Source organism: Lysobacter yangpyeongensis, assembly GCF_042655745.1.
Lineage (GTDB): Bacteria > Pseudomonadota > Gammaproteobacteria > Xanthomonadales > Xanthomonadaceae > Agrilutibacter > Agrilutibacter yangpyeongensis.
In genome coordinates this window covers 389,410-405,321 of record NZ_JBHSNM010000001.1, presented here as the reverse complement: position 1 = coordinate 405,321, position 15,912 = coordinate 389,410, and the positions used below count along the sequence as shown (strand labels likewise).

The window sequence follows — 15,912 nt, the reverse complement described above, 5'->3', positions numbered from 1 at the left end:
CTTCATTCCGGCATCAGCGGCCACCGGCCCAGCGTCCGGTAGTCGCTGCCGGCGCCCAGCCGGCTGTCGATCAGCAGGAACTCGCGCACCCGCCACGCGATCGACGGCACCGGCCGCGCGGGAAGTGGACGATGCGCCGCGCGCAGCACCGTCACGTGCGGCGTGAACCGCGCATGCCCCTGCGTTGCCACGCCTGCCTGGGCAAGGGCAGCGTGCAGTGCGTCGTGGAGCGAACGCAGGCCCGCGTCGGTCGCATCGCATCCGAGCCAGCCGATGCCTCCGGGAAAGTGCCCGGCACGATCGATCTCCACTGCAAACGGCGGAACACGGATCGTGGCGGCGGCCTTTTGCGCCGCGTCCGTGAGCGGCTGCGGAAGCCCGGAAAACGTACCGAGGAAGTGCAGCGTCAGGTGATAACGCTCCGGCTTCAGCCAGCGGCCCTGCACTCCGGTTGCCGCCTGCAGCGACTCGACCGCGGCCGCCATGCGCACGCGGGTCTGCGCATCGGGAAACAGCCCGAAGAAGACGTTGTGGGTGCTCGCCTCGCCCGACGCGGGCGCGGAGCCGGAGCGGTCGTGGTGCATCGGGCGAGTGTAGTGCTTCGCACTGTGGCGACGCCGCATTGGGGCATGGCGGCTTGCGCCTCGCCGGCGACGACAATGGCTACGTCGCCGGCCGGTTCATTCGCATCAATGGCGGTGACTCATCGACCGGCGCCGCCGTCCGCCTTCGCCCGTGTTTCGAGGTAATCCGCCAGCCCACCCAGTTGCTGGGCCTGCACCTGATCCACGACCGGTACGAACTTGCGCAGGTCGTCGGGCGTGTAGCCGCCGGCGCGGTACCACAGCGTGATCTTCGTGCCCTCGCCGACCTTTTCGAAGCGCCATTCGAGCGCGCCACTCAGCCCCATGCCCTGCAGCGGGCCGAGCCCGCCGGTCATGCGCAGCAGCGTTCCGGGATCGACGAAAGTGACGGTCATGTGCCAGGCCTGCCGGTCGCCGTCGATCTCGCAGAAGCAGCCGCCGGCACGCGGCTGGATCGACAGCCTGGTCGCATCGCCCCACCAGGTGTGATCCTTCGGCCACCACTGCCCCACGTCATTGACCAGGGCATTCCACGCGGTCTTCGCATCGACCGGCACGACCCGCGAATTCTCGATGGTGAACCCGTTGGGCGTCGCGTCCTTCACTTCCGCACGCGACGGACCCGCCCACGCCAGCGCCAATGCGAAGACCACCGCCAGGATGCCGCGCATGTTCCTTCCCTTCGTGGATGTGGCGCGATTAACACCCGAGGCCACCGCGTCCGCAAGTGGGCGACGTCAGGGCAGCCGATCGACGTCGGGGCGGACACGGAAGGCGAGGCTGATGCGCGGCCCGACGGGTTCGCGCGTTTTCGGCACGCCGTGCTCGTAGTGCAGCTGCGAGTCGTAGCTCATCAGCAGCAGGCTGCCCGGTTCCAGGTCGATGGCGATCGAGGTGCGGGGCACGCGCTTGGCACGGATCACCATGCGCCGTGGCGCGCCCAGCGACACGAGTGCGATCGGATGGTGCGGGACGAGGATGTGCAGCTTGTCGTTGTGCGGGGCGACACTGTCGCGGCCATCGCGGTAATGGTTGAGCCCGACCGCGTTGAAGGGTTGGCCGGTGCGCTGGCGCAGTAGCGCGGCCGCTTCGCGCAACGGCATGGGCAGGTCCTCGCGCGCAAGCCGGTAAGCGGCGGTAAGCCGCGGCACGTCGACAATGCGGTCGTACATGGGCCGTTGCTGCGCCTGCCAGGGCACTTCGTCGCGCAGGGCTTCGAACCAGCGGCGTGCCATGGCTTCGGACACCACGCCCGGGTGGTAGACGATGCCGCCTTCGACGTCCTCGACCAGCACGCGAGGCCCGCCGATGTCGAAGAGACCGTGTTGCCCGATCGAACTGCGCATCGCGACAGGATGGGAGCGGTCTGTCTCATCCGCTGCGCCCCATGGGCGTGGTCGATGAACCATTTAGGCAAGAACCCCGGGGATCGTTGCTCTTGCGTCTGTGACACAAAGCCGAAGCAACAGCAGCTCGCTGCGCTCGCCGCCCCTAATCTGCCCTCCGAGCATCTTCTGCCCGCAAGAGTGAGAAGAAGAAATCAAAGCGCCGTTTTCGGGAAGAACATGCCTTGCCGGAATCAGCCCGTTCAGGCATCACGCACGACTACCAGGCATCCGCCTCCTGCAGGACCCATCACGAATCCAATTCACCCCACCGTGCATAAGCAGCGTCCAGCTCGGCCTGCACCTCCGCCAGCGTCGTGTTGTGCGCGGCGATGCCCGCGCTGCCGCGCTGGTAGAACGCCGGATCGTTCATCGCTGCCGTCAGTTCCTCGACGCGAGCTTCGAGCGCTTCGATCCGCGACGGCAATTGCTCCAGCTCGCGTGCGTCCTTGTAGCTGAGCTTGCGCTTCGCGGGCGCGGCCGCACTGCTCGCGGGAGCGGCTGCCGGCGCCAGCTGAGCCGCCGCACGGGCTGCCGGCGCAACGGGCTCCTGCGGCCGCTGCCGCAGCCAATCGCTGTAACCGCCGACGTATTCGCCGACCCGGCCCGCCCCTTCTATCACCAGCGTCGAGGTCACGACGTTGTCGAGGAAGTCGCGATCGTGGCTCACCAGCAGCAGCGTGCCCGGGTAATCGGCGAGCAGTTCCTCCAGCAGTTCCAGCGTCTCGACATCGAGATCGTTGGTCGGTTCGTCCATCACCAGGAGATTGGACGGCTGCGCGAACAGCCGCGCCAGCAACAGGCGATTGCGCTCGCCGCCCGACAGCCGCGTGATCGGCGCGCGCGCGCGTTCGGGCGTGAACAGGAAATCCTGCAGGTAGCCGATCACGTGCTTGTGCTTGCCGTTGATCTCGACGCTTTCGCGGCCTTCGGCGACGTTTTCGATCGCGTTCCAGTCCTCGCGCAGCGTGGCGCGGTACTGGTCGAAGTAGGCGACCTGCAGGTTGCTGCCGAGTTTCACCTCGCCCGAGATCGGCGCGAGTTCGCCCAGCAGCAGTTTCAGCAGCGTGGTCTTGCCGCTGCCGTTGGGTCCGATCAGGCCGATGCGGTCGCCGCGCATGATCGTCGTCGACAGATCGCGGACGATGGCATCGCCTCCGTAACCGAACGACACGCCCTTGGCTTCGATGACCTTGCGCCCGGACGCCTCGCCCTGCGCGACTTCCATGCGCACGTTGCCGGTCAGGTCGCGGCGCTGCTGGCGCTCGACGCGCATGGCCTTGAGGCGACGCACGCGGCCCTCGTCGCGGGTGCGGCGGGCCTTGATGCCCTGCCGGATCCACACTTCCTCCTGCGCGAGCAGCTTGTCGAAGCGGGCGTTTTCCTGCGCTTCGGCGTTGAGCCGCTCTTCGCGGCGGCGTTCGTAGTTGGCCCAGTCGCCGGGCCAGCTGGTGACCTGGCCGCGGTCGATCTCGACGATGCGGGTGGCGAGCGCGCGCAGGAAGCGGCGATCGTGGGTGACGAAGACGAGCGCGCCGGTCCAGGCCTTGAGGAACCCTTCGAGCCAGTCGATGGCCTCGATGTCGAGGTGGTTGGTCGGCTCGTCCAGCAGCAGCACGTCGGGCGACGACACCAGCGCGCGCGCCAGCAGCACGCGGCGCTTCATGCCGCCCGAAAGGCCGGAGAACACGGCATCGCCGTCGAGTTGCAATCGCGTCAGCGTTTCGGTCACGCGCTGGTCGAGCGACCAGCCGTGCGCGTCCTCGATCTTCGCCTGCACCTTCGCCAGCGCATCGGTATCGACCTGCGCCGCGTGGCTGAGGTGGTGGTACTCGGCCAGCCACGCGCCGAGTTCGCCCAGACCGCCGGCCACGACATCCCACACGTCGCCATCGGCGCCGGCGGGGACCTCCTGTTCCAGCCGCGCGACGCGCACGCCGCCCTCGACGCGCACTTCGCCGTCATCGGGCTGGATCTCGCCGGCCAGCAGCTTCAGCAGTGTCGACTTGCCGGCGCCGTTGCAGCCGATCAGGGCGATGCGTTCACCGGCTTCGATCGAAAGGCCGACGTTTTCCAGCAGCAAGGGGCCGCCGACGCCGTAGTCGGCGTTTTGCAGGGTGATCAGGGGCATGCGCGCATTTTACGGTGCGCGTCCGGCGGCCGGTGGCCCAATTGCGCGGGTCGCGCCGCCCGCGTGCGGACATCCGGATGCCGCGGACGAGCGAAAAAGGGCGTACGCGCGCCGCCGAGGTGCATTCGCTCCCGCGGACACGCTCGCGCGCGGAGGCTTCAGGAGCTGCAGGACAGCATCGAACACCCCGCCTTCTGCCGCGCCCAGTCGGGCCGTTTCTGCGCGAAGGCCTCGCGGCCGGGCTGTTCGTCGTAGGGCCGGCGCATTGCGTCCAGCAGTTCGTGGACGCCGGCGAGGTCGCCCTGTTCGGCGCGGTCGATGGCCTGCTGCGCCAGGTAGTTGCGCAGCACGTAGTTCGGATTCGCGCGGTTCATCCGCGTGCGTCGCTGCGCCGGATCGGCCGCGTCCTCGCGCACGCGCGCCGCGTAACGCGCCAGCCAGTCGTCGAAGGCGTCGCGCGTGGCCTCGCGCTTGTCTGCGTCGTAGAACGCGTGTTCGAGCGGCAGCAGCGACGGGGCGCCCACGTCGACGTCGGCCAGGCCGCGGAAGAACAGCGTCATGTCGACTTCGCCATCGGCCAGCAGCGTGTGCAGCTGCTGCACCAGCTCGACGTCCTCATCGCGGCATTCGCCCAGACCGAGCTTGCCCGCGATGTTGGCGCGATCCTCGCGGGTATAGACGTCGGCGTAGCGCTGCAAACCCGCATTGAGCTGCTGCGGGTCTTCGAACAGCGGCGAGATCGCGTGCGCCAGGCGGATCAGGTTCCAGTACGCGATCTTCGGCTGCCAGCCGAAGCGGTAGCGGCGCCCCTGGGCATCGGTCGTGTTCGGCGTCCAGTCCGGATCGTAGTTGTCGATCCAGCCGTACGGGCCGTAGTCGATGGTGAGGCCGAGCACCGACATGTTGTCGGTATTCATCACCCCGTGCACGAAGCCCACCCGCATCCAGTGCGCGATCATCACCGCGGTGCGCTCGCAGACTTCGCCGAACCAGGCGGCGTGCAGCGGCTCGCCCTCGCCTTCCAGTTCCGGGAAATCGCGGCGGATGCAGAACTCGACCAGTTGCCGCAGCAGCGGCAGGTCGCTGCGCGAATACGGCAGCTCGAAATTGCCGAAGCGCAGGAACGAAGGCGCGACGCGGCACACGATCGCGCCCGGCTCTGGCCGCGGATGCCCGTCGTAGAACATGTCGCGGATGACCGCTTCCCCGGTTCCCACCAGGCTCAGTGCCCGCGTGGTCGGTACGCCGAGGTGGTGCATCGCCTCGCTGCACAGGAATTCGCGGATCGACGAACGCAGTACCGCGCGGCCGTCGGCGCTGCGCGAGTACGGCGTCAGCCCTGCCCCCTTGAGCTGCAGTTCCCAGCGTCGGCCGTCGCGGCCGATGGTCTCGCCCAGCGTGATCGCGCGGCCGTCGCCGAGCTGCCCCGCCCAATGGCCGAACTGGTGGCCGCCGTAATTCGCCGCGAACGGCTCCATCCCGGGCAGCAGCCGGTTGCCGCCGAAGACCTCGGCGAACTCCGGCGAACGCAGTTCGTCTTCGCCGATGCCAAGCGTTTCGGCCATTTCGCGCGAGTACGCCAGCAACTGCGGTCGCAGCACCGGCGCGGGATCGACACGCGACCAGGCCGCGCCTTCGACCTGGCGCACGCGCGAACCGGTTTCGGGATCGCCGGGAAGTTCGCGCAGGAAGCGGTTGTCGAATTGCAGGTTCAAGGCAGGTGGGGATGAGGGCGGGCCTTGAATGGTAGCGAGGTGGGGTGGATGGGAGCGGCAAGGCGCTGCGTCGTTGGAGGCGAGGTTGCGAGTTGTCGTGCTGAAAGCAATCTCCTCGCCCGCTTGTCCGACATTCCCTCGCCCCGCCCGCGGGGTGAAGGCGGGCGCTTGTGCGCCACTGGCGCACGCCCGACTGAACGCCCTTGCGCCGTGCGCAAGGGCCGGGGGCAGAGCGAGGGACAGCTTCGCGCAGCGAGGCAGGGTGAGGGACGTCACGCCGCGCGAAGCAACGGCCCGCCCGCCCCTTCGAGCTCCTCACCACAAACCAAAGCGCACTCCTTCCCGCTCGTTGTCCCAGATCGTGCTCACCACCCACCAGCGCCCGTCCTCGTGGCACAGCTGGATGCTGTTGGCGCCGCGCTTGATCACCACCGGCGAATCCGGCGCCGTGCGCGCCTCGTACAGGCTCCACGCATGCGCCACCTGGCCGAAGATCTCCACCCGGTGGGCGATGTCGATCTCGTAGAAGTCGTTGGCCGCGAAGAACGGCGCGACATCCGCGACGTACTGCTCCTGGGTGAAGACCTGCGCCCGCGTCGAGCCGTCCGGTTCGACCACCGTGCGCAGGCTCAGGGCTTCGGGCCGGTGCAGGAAGCGGAAGCGTGCCCAGTCGCGGGGTGCACCGGCCGGGCCGGAAATGCAGGCATAGATCGCGCGGATCAGCGTCGGAATCTCGCGCACGTCGTCGTTCCACTGCGGGTTCATCGCGCCCTCCGGTGATGGAGGCGTCGAGCCTGGGCCCGGACGCCTGCCGTTACACTATGCGCCCAGACCGGCCACGCGCCGGCGTCATCGAGGCTGCCATGAGCGCCCCCGTCCCCCCGAACACTCCGACCACGGACGCCCCGTCCGCGAAATTCGCCGACCTCGGCCTGCCCGACGGCCTGCTCAAGGCCCTGGCCGAAGTCGGCTACGAAACGCCCTCGCCGATCCAGGCCGCCACCATCCCGCCGCTGCTGGCCGGCCGCGACGTGCTCGGCCAGGCCCAGACCGGCACCGGCAAGACCGCGGCGTTCGCGCTGCCGATCCTGGCCCGCATCGATCCCGCGCAGCAGAAGCCGCAGGCCCTGGTGCTCGCGCCCACCCGCGAACTCGCGATCCAGGTCGCCGAGGCGTTCCAGAAATACGCCCACCACCTGCCCGGCTTCCACGTGCTGCCGATCTACGGCGGCCAGAGCTACACCCCGCAGCTGGCGGCGCTCAAGCGCGGCGTGCAGGTCGTAGTCGGCACGCCCGGCCGCGTGATCGACCATCTCGAACGCGGTTCGCTCGACCTCTCGCAGCTGCGCCAGCTCGTGCTCGACGAAGCCGACGAGATGCTGCGCATGGGCTTCATCGACGACGTCGAAGCCGTGCTGAAGAAGATCCCCGAAACGCGCCAGGTGGCGCTGTTCTCGGCGACGATGCCGCACCAGATCAAGCGCATCGCCACCACCTACCTGCGCGATCCGGTCGAAGTGGCGATCAAGGCCACCACCACGACCGCCGCCAACATCCGCCAGCGCTACTGGGCGGTGAGCGGCGTGAACAAGCTCGACGCGATCACCCGCATCCTCGAGGCCGAGCCCTTCGACGCGATGATCGTGTTCGCCCGCACCAAGCTGGGCACCGAGGAACTCGCCGACAAGCTGTCCGCACGCGGCATCTCCGCCGCCGCGATCAACGGCGACATGGACCAGAAGGCGCGCGAGCGCACGATCAACCAGCTCAAGGACGGCCGCATCGACGTGCTCGTCGCCACCGACGTGGCCGCGCGCGGCCTCGACGTCGAGCGCATCAGCCACGTGCTGAATTACGACATCCCCTACGACACCGAGAGCTACGTCCACCGCATCGGCCGCACCGGCCGCGCGGGACGCAAGGGCGAGGCGATCCTGTTCGTCGCCCCGCGCGAGCGCGGCATGCTGCGCGCGATCGAGCGCGCCACGCGCCAGCCGATCGAGCCGATGGCACTGCCCACCGTGGAAACGGTGAACGAGCAGCGCGTGTCGAAATTCCTCGGCCGCATCACCACCGCGCTGGAAAGCGCCGACCTGGCGATGTTCCGCGACCTGGTCGAACGCTACGAACGCGAGAAGAACGTGCCGGCGGTGGAGATCGCCGCGGCGCTGGCCAGGCTCGTGCAGGGCGACATGCCGCTGCTGTTGCAGGCCACGGCGGAACAGCTGCGGCCGCATCGCGAAGGTTTCGAAAAGCCCGGCTTCGACCGGCACGACGGCGGCAAGCCGTCCTTCGCCAAGCGCATGTCCGAACGCGCGCGCGGCGACTTCGACGGCCCGCGCACCGGCAAGTTCGAACGCGACCGCCCGCGTCCGCACGGCGGCGAACACACCGCGGCCATGGACGCCGTCGCGTCCCGGCATGGACACAACGATGCCGAAGCCTTCTTCGACGACGAAGCCCCGCGCGCCCCGCGCCCGCCGCGCGAAGAGCGCCGCGCGCCCGAAGCGGGCATGGAAACCTTCCGCATCGAGGTCGGCCATCGCCACGGCGTGAAGCCCGGCAACATCGTCGGTGCGATCGCCAACGAAGCCGAGCTGGAGAGCCGCTACATCGGCCGCATCGACATCCGCGACGAGTTCAGCCTGATCGACCTGCCCGAAGGCATGCCGCGCGAGATCATGGATCACCTCAAGCGTGTGCGCGTGGCCGGCCAGCCGCTGCGCATCAGCCGTCCGGGCGAGGCGCGTTCGTTCGGCGGCGACGACGGACGCGAACGCCGCGGGCCGGGACCGCGCGGCAACAAGCCAAACCGATCCGGGCCGCCGCGCCGACCGCGTTGATACGATGCGGGGCATGAACGATCGTGCCCCGCTCCGTTTGCTCCTTCCCATCGCCGCCGTCATGGCGGCGATGTTCGTTGGCGGCTGCACGCCGCAGGCGAGCATCGAGGCCGAATGCCGCGCGCATCCGGTCGTGATGCCCGCGCAGCCCCTCCGCACCGACGGCTACTACGCCGCGACGGCCGCGTTGCGTGGCGAGGATGCGCTGGACTGGGCCGCGCGCATGCTGCTGCGACGCGGCTTCGAGCAGGTCGAAACCGATGGCCGCGCATTCGCGTCCGTCGCGGGCGGCCATCCCGCTTACGCGCGCCTGCGCATCGGCCGTGGCGAGGGCGAATGTGCGGCGATGCACGCCCATCTCGAAGGGATGCATCCGCAGCGGCGCGGCAGCTTCACCCGTCAACTGGCCGACATGGGCATGCGACCTTCCGAATGCCTGGTGGTCGAACCGCGCGACGTGCCCGGATCGCGCTACCGACTGGAAGCGCTCGACCTCTCGCCGCGCCGCCACTGGTACGACGGCATCACCGCGCGCTACCTGCTGAGGACGGATTACCGGCTGCGCGACACCCGCGCGCCCGACGTGGCGCCGCCGCTCGCGCATATCCGCAGCACCACCCTTTCCTATCAGGTCACCGTGTCCGGCTATCCGGTCTACGGATGCGGTCGCACCCGCGAACTGCGCCGGTTGCAGGAGGAGTTGCTGCAACCGCTGCACCCGGGACGCGAACCCGCCGCCGTATCCGGATCGCCGGAGTCCGCATCGACGGCCTCCGCGTCCACCGCTTCCATCGTGCGCGCCGCATCGGCACCGTTCGCCGTCGTTGCCGAACGCCCGCTGCAGGTTTTGTCACGACAACCCGGCACCGGCGCGATCGACTGGCGCGAACACAACCGCCTCGGCGAAGTGCGTCCGCCGCCGCTCGCCAACGCCACCGTCTCCACGGCCGGCGGCTGGACCCTGCGCCTGGCCGGTGCCGACGATCGCTGGCACGAAGTGCCGCTGCCGTGGATAAGCGAGCGCACCGAAGCGACAGCGGATGCGGAGCGCATGTACGTCGACCAGCCATTCTGGCTGCTCGCCACGCCGCGTGGCGGCGTCGCCTTCTTCGCCATCTGGCGGCGCGTGTACGACGGCGGCACCGGCGCCGCGCGCCTGACCTACGCCGAATACGACGCGACGGGGACGCCGCTGCGTCGGATCGAAGCGCCCCTGCCGCTCGCCGCGGGCGTCAATCCCTTCATGGCCCATCCGGGCGTGCCGCAGTGGGACGGCAACGCGCTGCGCTTCCGCGTGATCGAGCTGGCCACGCCGCCGGTCGGCGCGGCCGAACGTGGCACCTATCCGCTCGTGCGCACCAGCGAGTACCGCTGGGACGTGCTGGACTGATGGCAATCGGGCATGTCGATGGGCGATGAAGTGCGGTCGCGCCATCGCAGCGCGGGCTAAGCTGCATCGGCCTCCCACGCGCCTTTCGGCCCGCCCCGCTGCATGTCCCGCCTCCTCGTCTTCCAGCACGTCGCCGCCGAGCCGCTGGGCACGCTCGATCCGCTGATCCGCGCGCGCGGCCACCGCATCCGCTTCGCCAACTTCGAGCGGCAGCCCAATGCCGAGCCCAACGTCGACCGCTATCACGGCCTGATCGTGCTGGGCGGGCCGATGAACGTCGAAGACCAGGCGCATCGCCAGCACCTGCGCACAGAGTTGCGCGCGATCGAACGCATGCTGGCGCAGGGCAAGCCCGTGCTCGGCATCTGCCTGGGCGCGCAGTTGCTCGCGCATGTGCTGGGTGCGCCGATCCAGCGCACGCGCGAACCGGAGATCGGCTGGTACCGGTTGCAGACGACCGATGCCGGCCGCCGCGATCCCGTGCTTGCACCACTGGGAGAGCACGCCGACGTGTTCCAGTGGCACAGCTACCACTTCGGGATTCCGCAGGGCGCGGTGCACCTCGCGCGCACGGAGACCTGCGAATCGCAGGCGTTCCGCTACGGCGACAACGCTTACGGCTTCCAGTTCCACCTGGAAATGGACGAACCGCTGATCGAGCGCTGGCTCGCCAATCCAGCCTATCGCGCCGAGCTGGCCGCACTGGGCCACACCGATGAAGCCGCGATCCGCGCGCAGACCCGCGAATGCATCGCCGGCATGCAGCGCCAGGCCGATGCGGTGTTCAACAATTTTCTCGACCTGGTCGGCCGCCCGCAGCGGCTGCGCACGCAGCCCTCGCGCGAAGGCGCCTGAGACCGCGCGGCGTCAGAAGAAGCGCGGCAATCCGAGGTACGGCGCGGCCAACCAGTAGATGCCGAAGATCACCAGAGCCCACAGCAGCAGCTTGAAGAAGAAGCCGGCCACCTTGAACGCAAGGTAGAGGCAGAGGATCACCAGGACGATACCGATCCAGCTCATTTCAGGTCTCCACGGAATGGAGGGAGCTTAACGCCGGCGCCGCGGCGATGGCGTCGATGCCGCCACTGCGACGCCGGCGCATCGCGATCACGCGCGGTTTGCCTCGAACACAAGGCTGCAGCAGGTCGTCGCGCCCTCGGCCTTCTGCAGCTCGGATACGTCGACCGTCACCACTTCGATGCCCGCGTCGCGCAGGCGTTGCGTCGTGCGCGGAAAGCACGCGGGCATCACCGCGACTTCGCCGATCCGTAGCACGTTCGCGCCGTGCTCTTCGTCGGGATCCACTTCGATGACGCGGAAACCGGGGAACGAGGCCGCATCGGCCCAGCGCGGCTGCAGGAGCACGGTGTCGTCGCGCACCGCCGTCACCGCCGACTTCAGGTGCAGGCAGCCGCGGATCGCCACGGGCTGCACGCGATAACCGAAAGCGGCGACCGCGTCCTGCAACTGCGCGATGCCGTCCGCGTTGCTGCGGCCCGACCGGCCGACATAAAGCGTGCGACCGATCCGAAGCACGTCACCGCCGTCCACGGTGCCCGGCGCTTCGATCGCGCGCAGCGGGCGGTAGCGTCCCAGCAGCTCCGCGACGGATGCGCCTTCCGCGCGCCGCGATTCCGCTCCGGGACGGGTCATGACCGCGACTTCGTCCAGCACGATCGCCACGTCCTCGACGAACACCGCATCGGGCAGCGCCGGTTCGGCCGGCAGCGTCAGCACGGTGCAGCCGAGCGAGGCCAGCACGCGCTGGTAGTTGCGGTGCTGGGCATCGGCACGCATGACATCGATCGGCGTGCGCGCGACGTGGGTGAGCTGGCAGTCGGCCAGGCTCGGGCTGACTTCGCGGGTGATGGCGATGCGCATGGTGGACCGGCGTTTGGGATACGGTGTTTTAGCATCCGGGACGCATTGGCACACGTGCGGCAAGCCCGACGATGACTCCGCGACAAACGCTCAGCGCTCGTGTTCTACCGCGCGCTGCGGCGCGTTCGGACGCTTCGCGGCGGAAGGCTTGTCGCGGCGCGGCGCGGCATAATGTGCCGCCCAACGCTCCGGCTGCCCATGTCGTCCTCGCGCATCTCCCTTCCCGGCCTCGCCATCGTCGGCGGCGGCCCCGCCGGCCTGATGGCGGCCGAAGTCGCGCGCGCGGCGGGCGTTGAGGTCGACCTCTATGAAGGCAAGGGCTCGGTGGGACGCAAGTTCCTCATCGCCGGCAAGGGTGGTTTGAACCTGACGCATGGCGAACCGCGCCCCGGTTTCGATGCGCGTTACGGCGCGCGCGCCGGCGAGGTCGCCGCCTGGCTCGACGATTTCGACGCGGACGCGTTGCGCGAATGGGCGCGCGGTTTCGGCATCGACACCTACGTCGGCACCTCGGGGCGCGTGTTCCCCATGGACCGCAAGGCCGCACCGCTGCTGCGCGGCTGGGTACGACGACTGCGCGACCAGGGCGTGCGCTTCCACGTGCAGCATCGCTGGATCGGATGGAACGACGACGGATCGCTGCGCTTTGCCACGCCCGACGGCGAACTGGTCGTGGACGCGCCGGCCACCGTGCTCGCGCTCGGCGGCGGGAGCTGGCCCGAACTGGGCTCGGATGGCGCGTGGGTGCCGGCGTTGCGCCAGCGCGGCATCGACGTCGTCGACCTGCAGCCGTCCAATTGCGGCTTCGACATCGGCTGGAGCGAGCCCATGCAGCGGCATGCGGGCGCGCCGCTGAAGCCGGTGATTGCGCACTGGCGCGATCTTTCCGGGCTCGAACACACATTGCAGGGCGAATGCGTCGTCACCGCCGGCGGCATCGAGGGCAGCCTGATCTACGCACTCTCGGCCACGCTGCGCGACACGATCGCGCGCGATGGCAGCGCCACCCTGCACCTGGACCTCGCGCCGGGGCGCGACCTGGAGCGGTTGCGCAACGATCTGGCGAAACCGCGCTCGGGCCGCAGCTTCAGCGAACACCTGCGCCGGCAGACGGGACTGACCGGTGCCAAGGCGGCCCTGCTGCGCGAAGTGCTGACAAAAGCGCAACTCGATGACGCGACCGCGGTGGCAGGGGCGATCAAACGCTTGCCGTTGACGCTGCGCGCTCCGCGCCCGATCGCCGAAGCCATCAGCAGCGCCGGCGGCGTGCGGCTGGAAGCGCTGGACGCGACGTTGATGGCGAGGGCATTTCCCGGCGTGTTCTGCGCCGGCGAAATGCTGGATTGGGAAGCGCCGACCGGCGGCTATCTGCTGACGGCGTGCTTTGCGAGCGGCGTGCGTGCGGGGCGTGGGGCGGTGGCGTGGTTGGCTGCGCGACGGTAGCGGCGAAAGCAAAAGTGCCCCTCATCTGCCTCCGATTAGAGCATTCGGGGGCAGGCTCTTCGGGCATCTTCTCCCCGCGATGCGGGGAGAAGAGAGTCAAAGGCTAGCTATGCGGAGCAACGCAGGGTGAGGGACGTCTCTACGCCTTCCGCCCCGACACCACCGGCACCTGCCACACCGCGTAATACGGCGGCGTCGCGATCGCGGCGATGATCGTGTCGAAATCCGCGGCGACTTCCGCCGCCGTACGACCGGACGCTTCCGCCAGCACCTGCGAATAGCCATCGCGCCACGCCTGCATGATTCCCGCGAACGTCCCGCGCGGCACACGCAGCGTATCGACGACCACGTAATCCAGCGCGATGTCGCCATACCCTGCATTCGCGAGCAATGCCGGCGAATGCCGGCCAATGCGCCCGTCGCAACCGATACCGCGCAGGTAGGCGATGGCGTTCTCGTTCCAGAAGCGATCCGGATCGAACTGCACGCCATCGCGCTCGATCACCGGCATGTGCAGCATGCCGTAGTCCTCCGACAGCAGGTGCAGCCAGCCGCCGGGCCTGAGCACGCGCGTGATCTCGGCCAGCACCAGCGGGAAATCCGGCACGGCCTGCGACATGTGCCGGCAGACGACGAGGTCGAATGCAGCAGCGTCGTATTTCAGCGCGAACGCGTCGCCCTGTTCGTAATGGATGCGGTCGCCGAACGACGCGCTGTCGCGTCGGGCCAGCGCGAGGTTCCCCTCGAGGATGTCGACGCCTTCGATCCTTGCCTGCGGGTAACGCGAGGCCAGACGCCGCGTGATCTCGCCGGTACCGCAGCCCAGATCGAGGATGCGCAACGCACCGGAAAGTCCGTAGCGATCGAACAGCGGCGCCTCCTGCGGCCAGATCGCCTCGGCCTGGTGTGCGAGGTTGCGCGCCATGGACTCGTCGCCCATCTGTTCGGCTTGCGGATTGCGATCGGCGCTCATGGCAGGGACTCCGTGGGGACTGCTGCGGTTACGGCGTGTCGGGCATCGCGGCGATGGCGTTGCAGCCACCACGCCATCAGGACCAGCCAGGCCAGGATCAGCACGATCACCAGCTTCTGGGTCAGGCCGCGCGGCGCATCGCGCCACAGCGCATGCACCCACATCGCGATGAAGCTCACCGCGGCCAGCGGAAACGCGACGCCGAAGCGCCGCCGCCATTCGCTGTCACGACGCAACCGCACCGCCTGCAGCATCATCGCCACGGTGATGCACAGGAAAGCCGCGCTCGCCGCAAGCCCATGCACCAGCGCGGCCAGCGACGCCCGGTCCGTGTCAGGACCGGAATCGGTACTCGCCGTCACGCCCAGGGCCAGCCCGGCGACGACGAACAGCAACAGCGGCGCCCCACTGCGCGCCGGAACCGCAAGCGCGCGGTAGTAGCCGGCACCCAGCAGCGCCAATGCAGCACCGAGGCCGAAGTACGCGACCCGCACCAGGCCACCGTAATTGCCCAGCAGATAGAAACTCAGCGGCGCGCGGAGCCAGTCGAGGTCGCCGCGCAACACCTGCACCGCACCGGTGACGAGCGCGAAGAAGATCACGGCGGCAAGCGCGGCGCCGCCGAGAACACGGGGTTCGAGCCGGGATGGGCCGGGCAAGGTTTGCATGCGACTCCTTTCCTGTTGGAGCACGCCATCGATGGCGCGCGTCGGGCGGGCGATTCCGTCAGGCGGCGGGATCGACCAGCGGTTTGAGTTCGTGGTCCAGCGCCACGCGCTCGTCGAAGACGAAGCAGCGGCCTTCGTAGCCAAGGCCACCCACGCGTTCGAAGTAGCCGAGGATGCCGCCATCCAGCTGCAGCACGTTGTCCATGCCTTCGGCCTGCATCCACAGCGCGGCCTTTTCGCAGCGGATGCCGCCGGTGCAGAAGCTGACCACCACCGCATCGGCCAGGGCCGTGCGGTGCGGCGTGAGCGCCTCGGGCAGGTCGGTGAAGTTGTCGATCGGCAGCGTCAGCGCACCGCTGAAGGTGCCGTAGGCGACTTCCTCGCGGTTGCGCGTATCCAGCAGCACCAGCCGGCGGCCCTGGTCGTCCGCGCCCTTTTCGATCCAGCGGGCGAGATCTTCAGGCGCGATGGTGGGCGCGCGAGCTTCCAGCGGCGACGAATTGTCGCGGCGGAAGGCGATGATTTCCTTCTTCAGCTTGACCTTGAGTCGCGCGAACGGCTGCGCGTTGCTGCGACTCTCCTTCACCACGATGCCGGCGAAACGCGGATCCTCGCGCAACGCATCGAGGAACACGCGGATGGCCGACTCCGCGCCGGCAAGGAAGAGGTTGACGCCCTCGCCCGCCACCAGCACGGTGCCGCGCAGGTCGCCCGCTTCCGCGAGTGTGCGCAGTTGCACCGCGAGCGCGGCCGGATCGTCGATGGGAACGAAGTGGTAGGCGGCGATATTCAGGATCACCCGCGCATTTTACCGGGCCGCCGCGCCGTGTCGCAGAAAGCGACCCCGCCGGACGACGGGGTCGAAGAGCGGCGGCCGTGGCAGACCGGTGAAACCGCGG

The 15,912-nt window shown here is 69.0% G+C and carries 15 protein-coding genes; 4 read left to right on the top strand and 11 right to left on the bottom strand.

Annotated elements, in window-relative coordinates:
* Window positions 1-2: 2 nt before the first annotated feature.
* From thpR to ACFPN1_RS01845, 6 genes are all read right to left on the bottom strand, one after another.
* Window positions 3-584 carry an RNA 2',3'-cyclic phosphodiesterase gene (gene thpR / locus ACFPN1_RS01870; RefSeq protein WP_386752497.1) on the bottom strand — a complete coding sequence of 194 codons (582 nt, stop codon included), beginning with the start codon at window positions 582-584 and terminating at the stop codon, window positions 3-5.
* 119 nt (window positions 585-703) lie between these two features.
* Window positions 704-1,255 (bottom strand): SRPBCC family protein, encoded by a 552-nt coding sequence (locus ACFPN1_RS01865; RefSeq protein WP_386752496.1) that lies wholly within the window; start codon window positions 1,253-1,255, stop codon window positions 704-706.
* Between the two features lie 66 nt (window positions 1,256-1,321).
* Window positions 1,322-1,930, bottom strand: coding sequence for an alpha-ketoglutarate-dependent dioxygenase AlkB family protein (locus ACFPN1_RS01860; protein ID WP_386752495.1), 609 nt, complete (start codon window positions 1,928-1,930; stop codon window positions 1,322-1,324).
* Between the two features lie 289 nt (window positions 1,931-2,219).
* Entirely contained in the window at window positions 2,220-4,100 is a 1,881-nt protein-coding gene (locus ACFPN1_RS01855; protein ID WP_386752493.1) for an ATP-binding cassette domain-containing protein, read from the bottom strand.
* A 158-nt stretch (window positions 4,101-4,258) separates the two neighbouring features.
* On the bottom strand, window positions 4,259-5,815 hold the full coding sequence (locus tag ACFPN1_RS01850; protein WP_465262147.1) for a protein adenylyltransferase SelO: 1,557 nt from the start codon (window positions 5,813-5,815) through the stop codon (window positions 4,259-4,261).
* 315 nt (window positions 5,816-6,130) lie between these two features.
* Window positions 6,131-6,580: a hypothetical protein gene (locus ACFPN1_RS01845; RefSeq protein WP_386752492.1), complete on the bottom strand. Its 450-nt coding sequence runs from the start codon at window positions 6,578-6,580 to the stop codon at window positions 6,131-6,133.
* Window positions 6,581-6,678: 98 nt separating this feature from the next.
* Here ACFPN1_RS01845 and ACFPN1_RS01840 point away from each other — a divergent pair, with 98 nt between their 5' ends.
* The 3 genes from ACFPN1_RS01840 (at window position 6,679) to ACFPN1_RS01830 (ending at window position 10,903) form a co-directional block, all read left to right on the top strand.
* Window positions 6,679-8,658 carry a DEAD/DEAH box helicase gene (locus tag ACFPN1_RS01840; RefSeq protein WP_386752491.1) on the top strand — a complete coding sequence of 660 codons (1,980 nt, stop codon included), beginning with the start codon at window positions 6,679-6,681 and terminating at the stop codon, window positions 8,656-8,658.
* Window positions 8,659-8,671: 13 nt separating this feature from the next.
* The gene (locus ACFPN1_RS01835; protein ID WP_386752490.1) at window positions 8,672-10,048 is read left to right on the top strand and encodes a hypothetical protein; all 1,377 of its coding nucleotides are present in this window, start codon (window positions 8,672-8,674) and stop codon (window positions 10,046-10,048) included.
* A 102-nt stretch (window positions 10,049-10,150) separates the two neighbouring features.
* Window positions 10,151-10,903 (top strand): type 1 glutamine amidotransferase, encoded by a 753-nt coding sequence (locus tag ACFPN1_RS01830; protein WP_386752488.1) that lies wholly within the window; start codon window positions 10,151-10,153, stop codon window positions 10,901-10,903.
* Window positions 10,904-10,915: 12 nt separating this feature from the next.
* Here ACFPN1_RS01830 and ACFPN1_RS01825 read toward each other — a convergent pair whose 3' ends face one another.
* Window positions 10,916-11,068, bottom strand: a complete 153-nt coding sequence (locus ACFPN1_RS01825; protein ID WP_386752486.1) for a hypothetical protein — start codon at window positions 11,066-11,068, stop codon at window positions 10,916-10,918.
* Between the two features lie 87 nt (window positions 11,069-11,155).
* Window positions 11,156-11,929, bottom strand: a complete 774-nt coding sequence (locus ACFPN1_RS01820) for a dimethylarginine dimethylaminohydrolase family protein (RefSeq protein ID WP_386752484.1) — start codon at window positions 11,927-11,929, stop codon at window positions 11,156-11,158.
* A gap of 198 nt (window positions 11,930-12,127) precedes the next feature.
* On the opposite strand from ACFPN1_RS01820, the gene ACFPN1_RS01815 reads away from it, so the two are divergent.
* Window positions 12,128-13,372, top strand: a complete 1,245-nt coding sequence (locus ACFPN1_RS01815) for a TIGR03862 family flavoprotein (RefSeq protein WP_386752483.1) — start codon at window positions 12,128-12,130, stop codon at window positions 13,370-13,372.
* Between the two features lie 139 nt (window positions 13,373-13,511).
* Here ACFPN1_RS01815 and ACFPN1_RS01810 read toward each other — a convergent pair whose 3' ends face one another.
* Genes ACFPN1_RS01810 through ACFPN1_RS01800 form a run of 3 tightly spaced genes read right to left on the bottom strand, consistent with a single transcriptional unit; the run spans window position 13,512 to window position 15,812 of the window.
* A complete protein-coding gene (locus tag ACFPN1_RS01810) occupies window positions 13,512-14,345 on the bottom strand; it encodes a class I SAM-dependent methyltransferase (RefSeq protein ID WP_386752481.1) in 834 nt (277 codons plus the stop codon).
* Window positions 14,342-15,013: a DUF998 domain-containing protein gene (locus ACFPN1_RS01805; protein WP_386752479.1), complete on the bottom strand. Its 672-nt coding sequence runs from the start codon at window positions 15,011-15,013 to the stop codon at window positions 14,342-14,344. Before ACFPN1_RS01805 ends, ACFPN1_RS01810 begins: the two co-directional genes overlap by 4 nt.
* 58 nt (window positions 15,014-15,071) lie before the next feature.
* Window positions 15,072-15,812 carry a sulfurtransferase gene (locus tag ACFPN1_RS01800; protein ID WP_386752477.1) on the bottom strand — a complete coding sequence of 247 codons (741 nt, stop codon included), beginning with the start codon at window positions 15,810-15,812 and terminating at the stop codon, window positions 15,072-15,074.
* Between the last annotated feature and the right edge of the window lie 100 nt (window positions 15,813-15,912).

What these genes read in the sequence shown, in the direction of transcription:
- ACFPN1_RS01845 (WP_386752492.1), bottom strand. Translation starts at nt 6,580, where the DNA reads ATGAACCCGCAGTGGAACGACGACGTGCGCGAGATTCCGACGCTGATC.
- ACFPN1_RS01825 (WP_386752486.1), bottom strand. Translation starts at nt 11,068, where the DNA reads ATGAGCTGGATCGGTATCGTCCTGGTGATCCTCTGCCTCTACCTTGCG.
- ACFPN1_RS01865 (WP_386752496.1), bottom strand. Translation starts at nt 1,255, where the DNA reads ATGCGCGGCATCCTGGCGGTGGTCTTCGCATTGGCGCTGGCGTGGGCG.
- ACFPN1_RS01805 (WP_386752479.1), bottom strand. Translation starts at nt 15,013, where the DNA reads ATGCAAACCTTGCCCGGCCCATCCCGGCTCGAACCCCGTGTTCTCGGC.
- thpR (WP_386752497.1), bottom strand. Translation starts at nt 584, where the DNA reads ATGCACCACGACCGCTCCGGCTCCGCGCCCGCGTCGGGCGAGGCGAGC.
- ACFPN1_RS01810 (WP_386752481.1), bottom strand. Translation starts at nt 14,345, where the DNA reads ATGAGCGCCGATCGCAATCCGCAAGCCGAACAGATGGGCGACGAGTCC.
- ACFPN1_RS01815 (WP_386752483.1), top strand. Translation starts at nt 12,128, where the DNA reads ATGTCGTCCTCGCGCATCTCCCTTCCCGGCCTCGCCATCGTCGGCGGC.
- ACFPN1_RS01840 (WP_386752491.1), top strand. Translation starts at nt 6,679, where the DNA reads ATGAGCGCCCCCGTCCCCCCGAACACTCCGACCACGGACGCCCCGTCC.
- ACFPN1_RS01830 (WP_386752488.1), top strand. Translation starts at nt 10,151, where the DNA reads ATGTCCCGCCTCCTCGTCTTCCAGCACGTCGCCGCCGAGCCGCTGGGC.
- ACFPN1_RS01855 (WP_386752493.1), bottom strand. Translation starts at nt 4,100, where the DNA reads ATGCCCCTGATCACCCTGCAAAACGCCGACTACGGCGTCGGCGGCCCC.
- ACFPN1_RS01835 (WP_386752490.1), top strand. Translation starts at nt 8,672, where the DNA reads ATGAACGATCGTGCCCCGCTCCGTTTGCTCCTTCCCATCGCCGCCGTC.
- ACFPN1_RS01820 (WP_386752484.1), bottom strand. Translation starts at nt 11,929, where the DNA reads ATGCGCATCGCCATCACCCGCGAAGTCAGCCCGAGCCTGGCCGACTGC.
- ACFPN1_RS01860 (WP_386752495.1), bottom strand. Translation starts at nt 1,930, where the DNA reads ATGCGCAGTTCGATCGGGCAACACGGTCTCTTCGACATCGGCGGGCCT.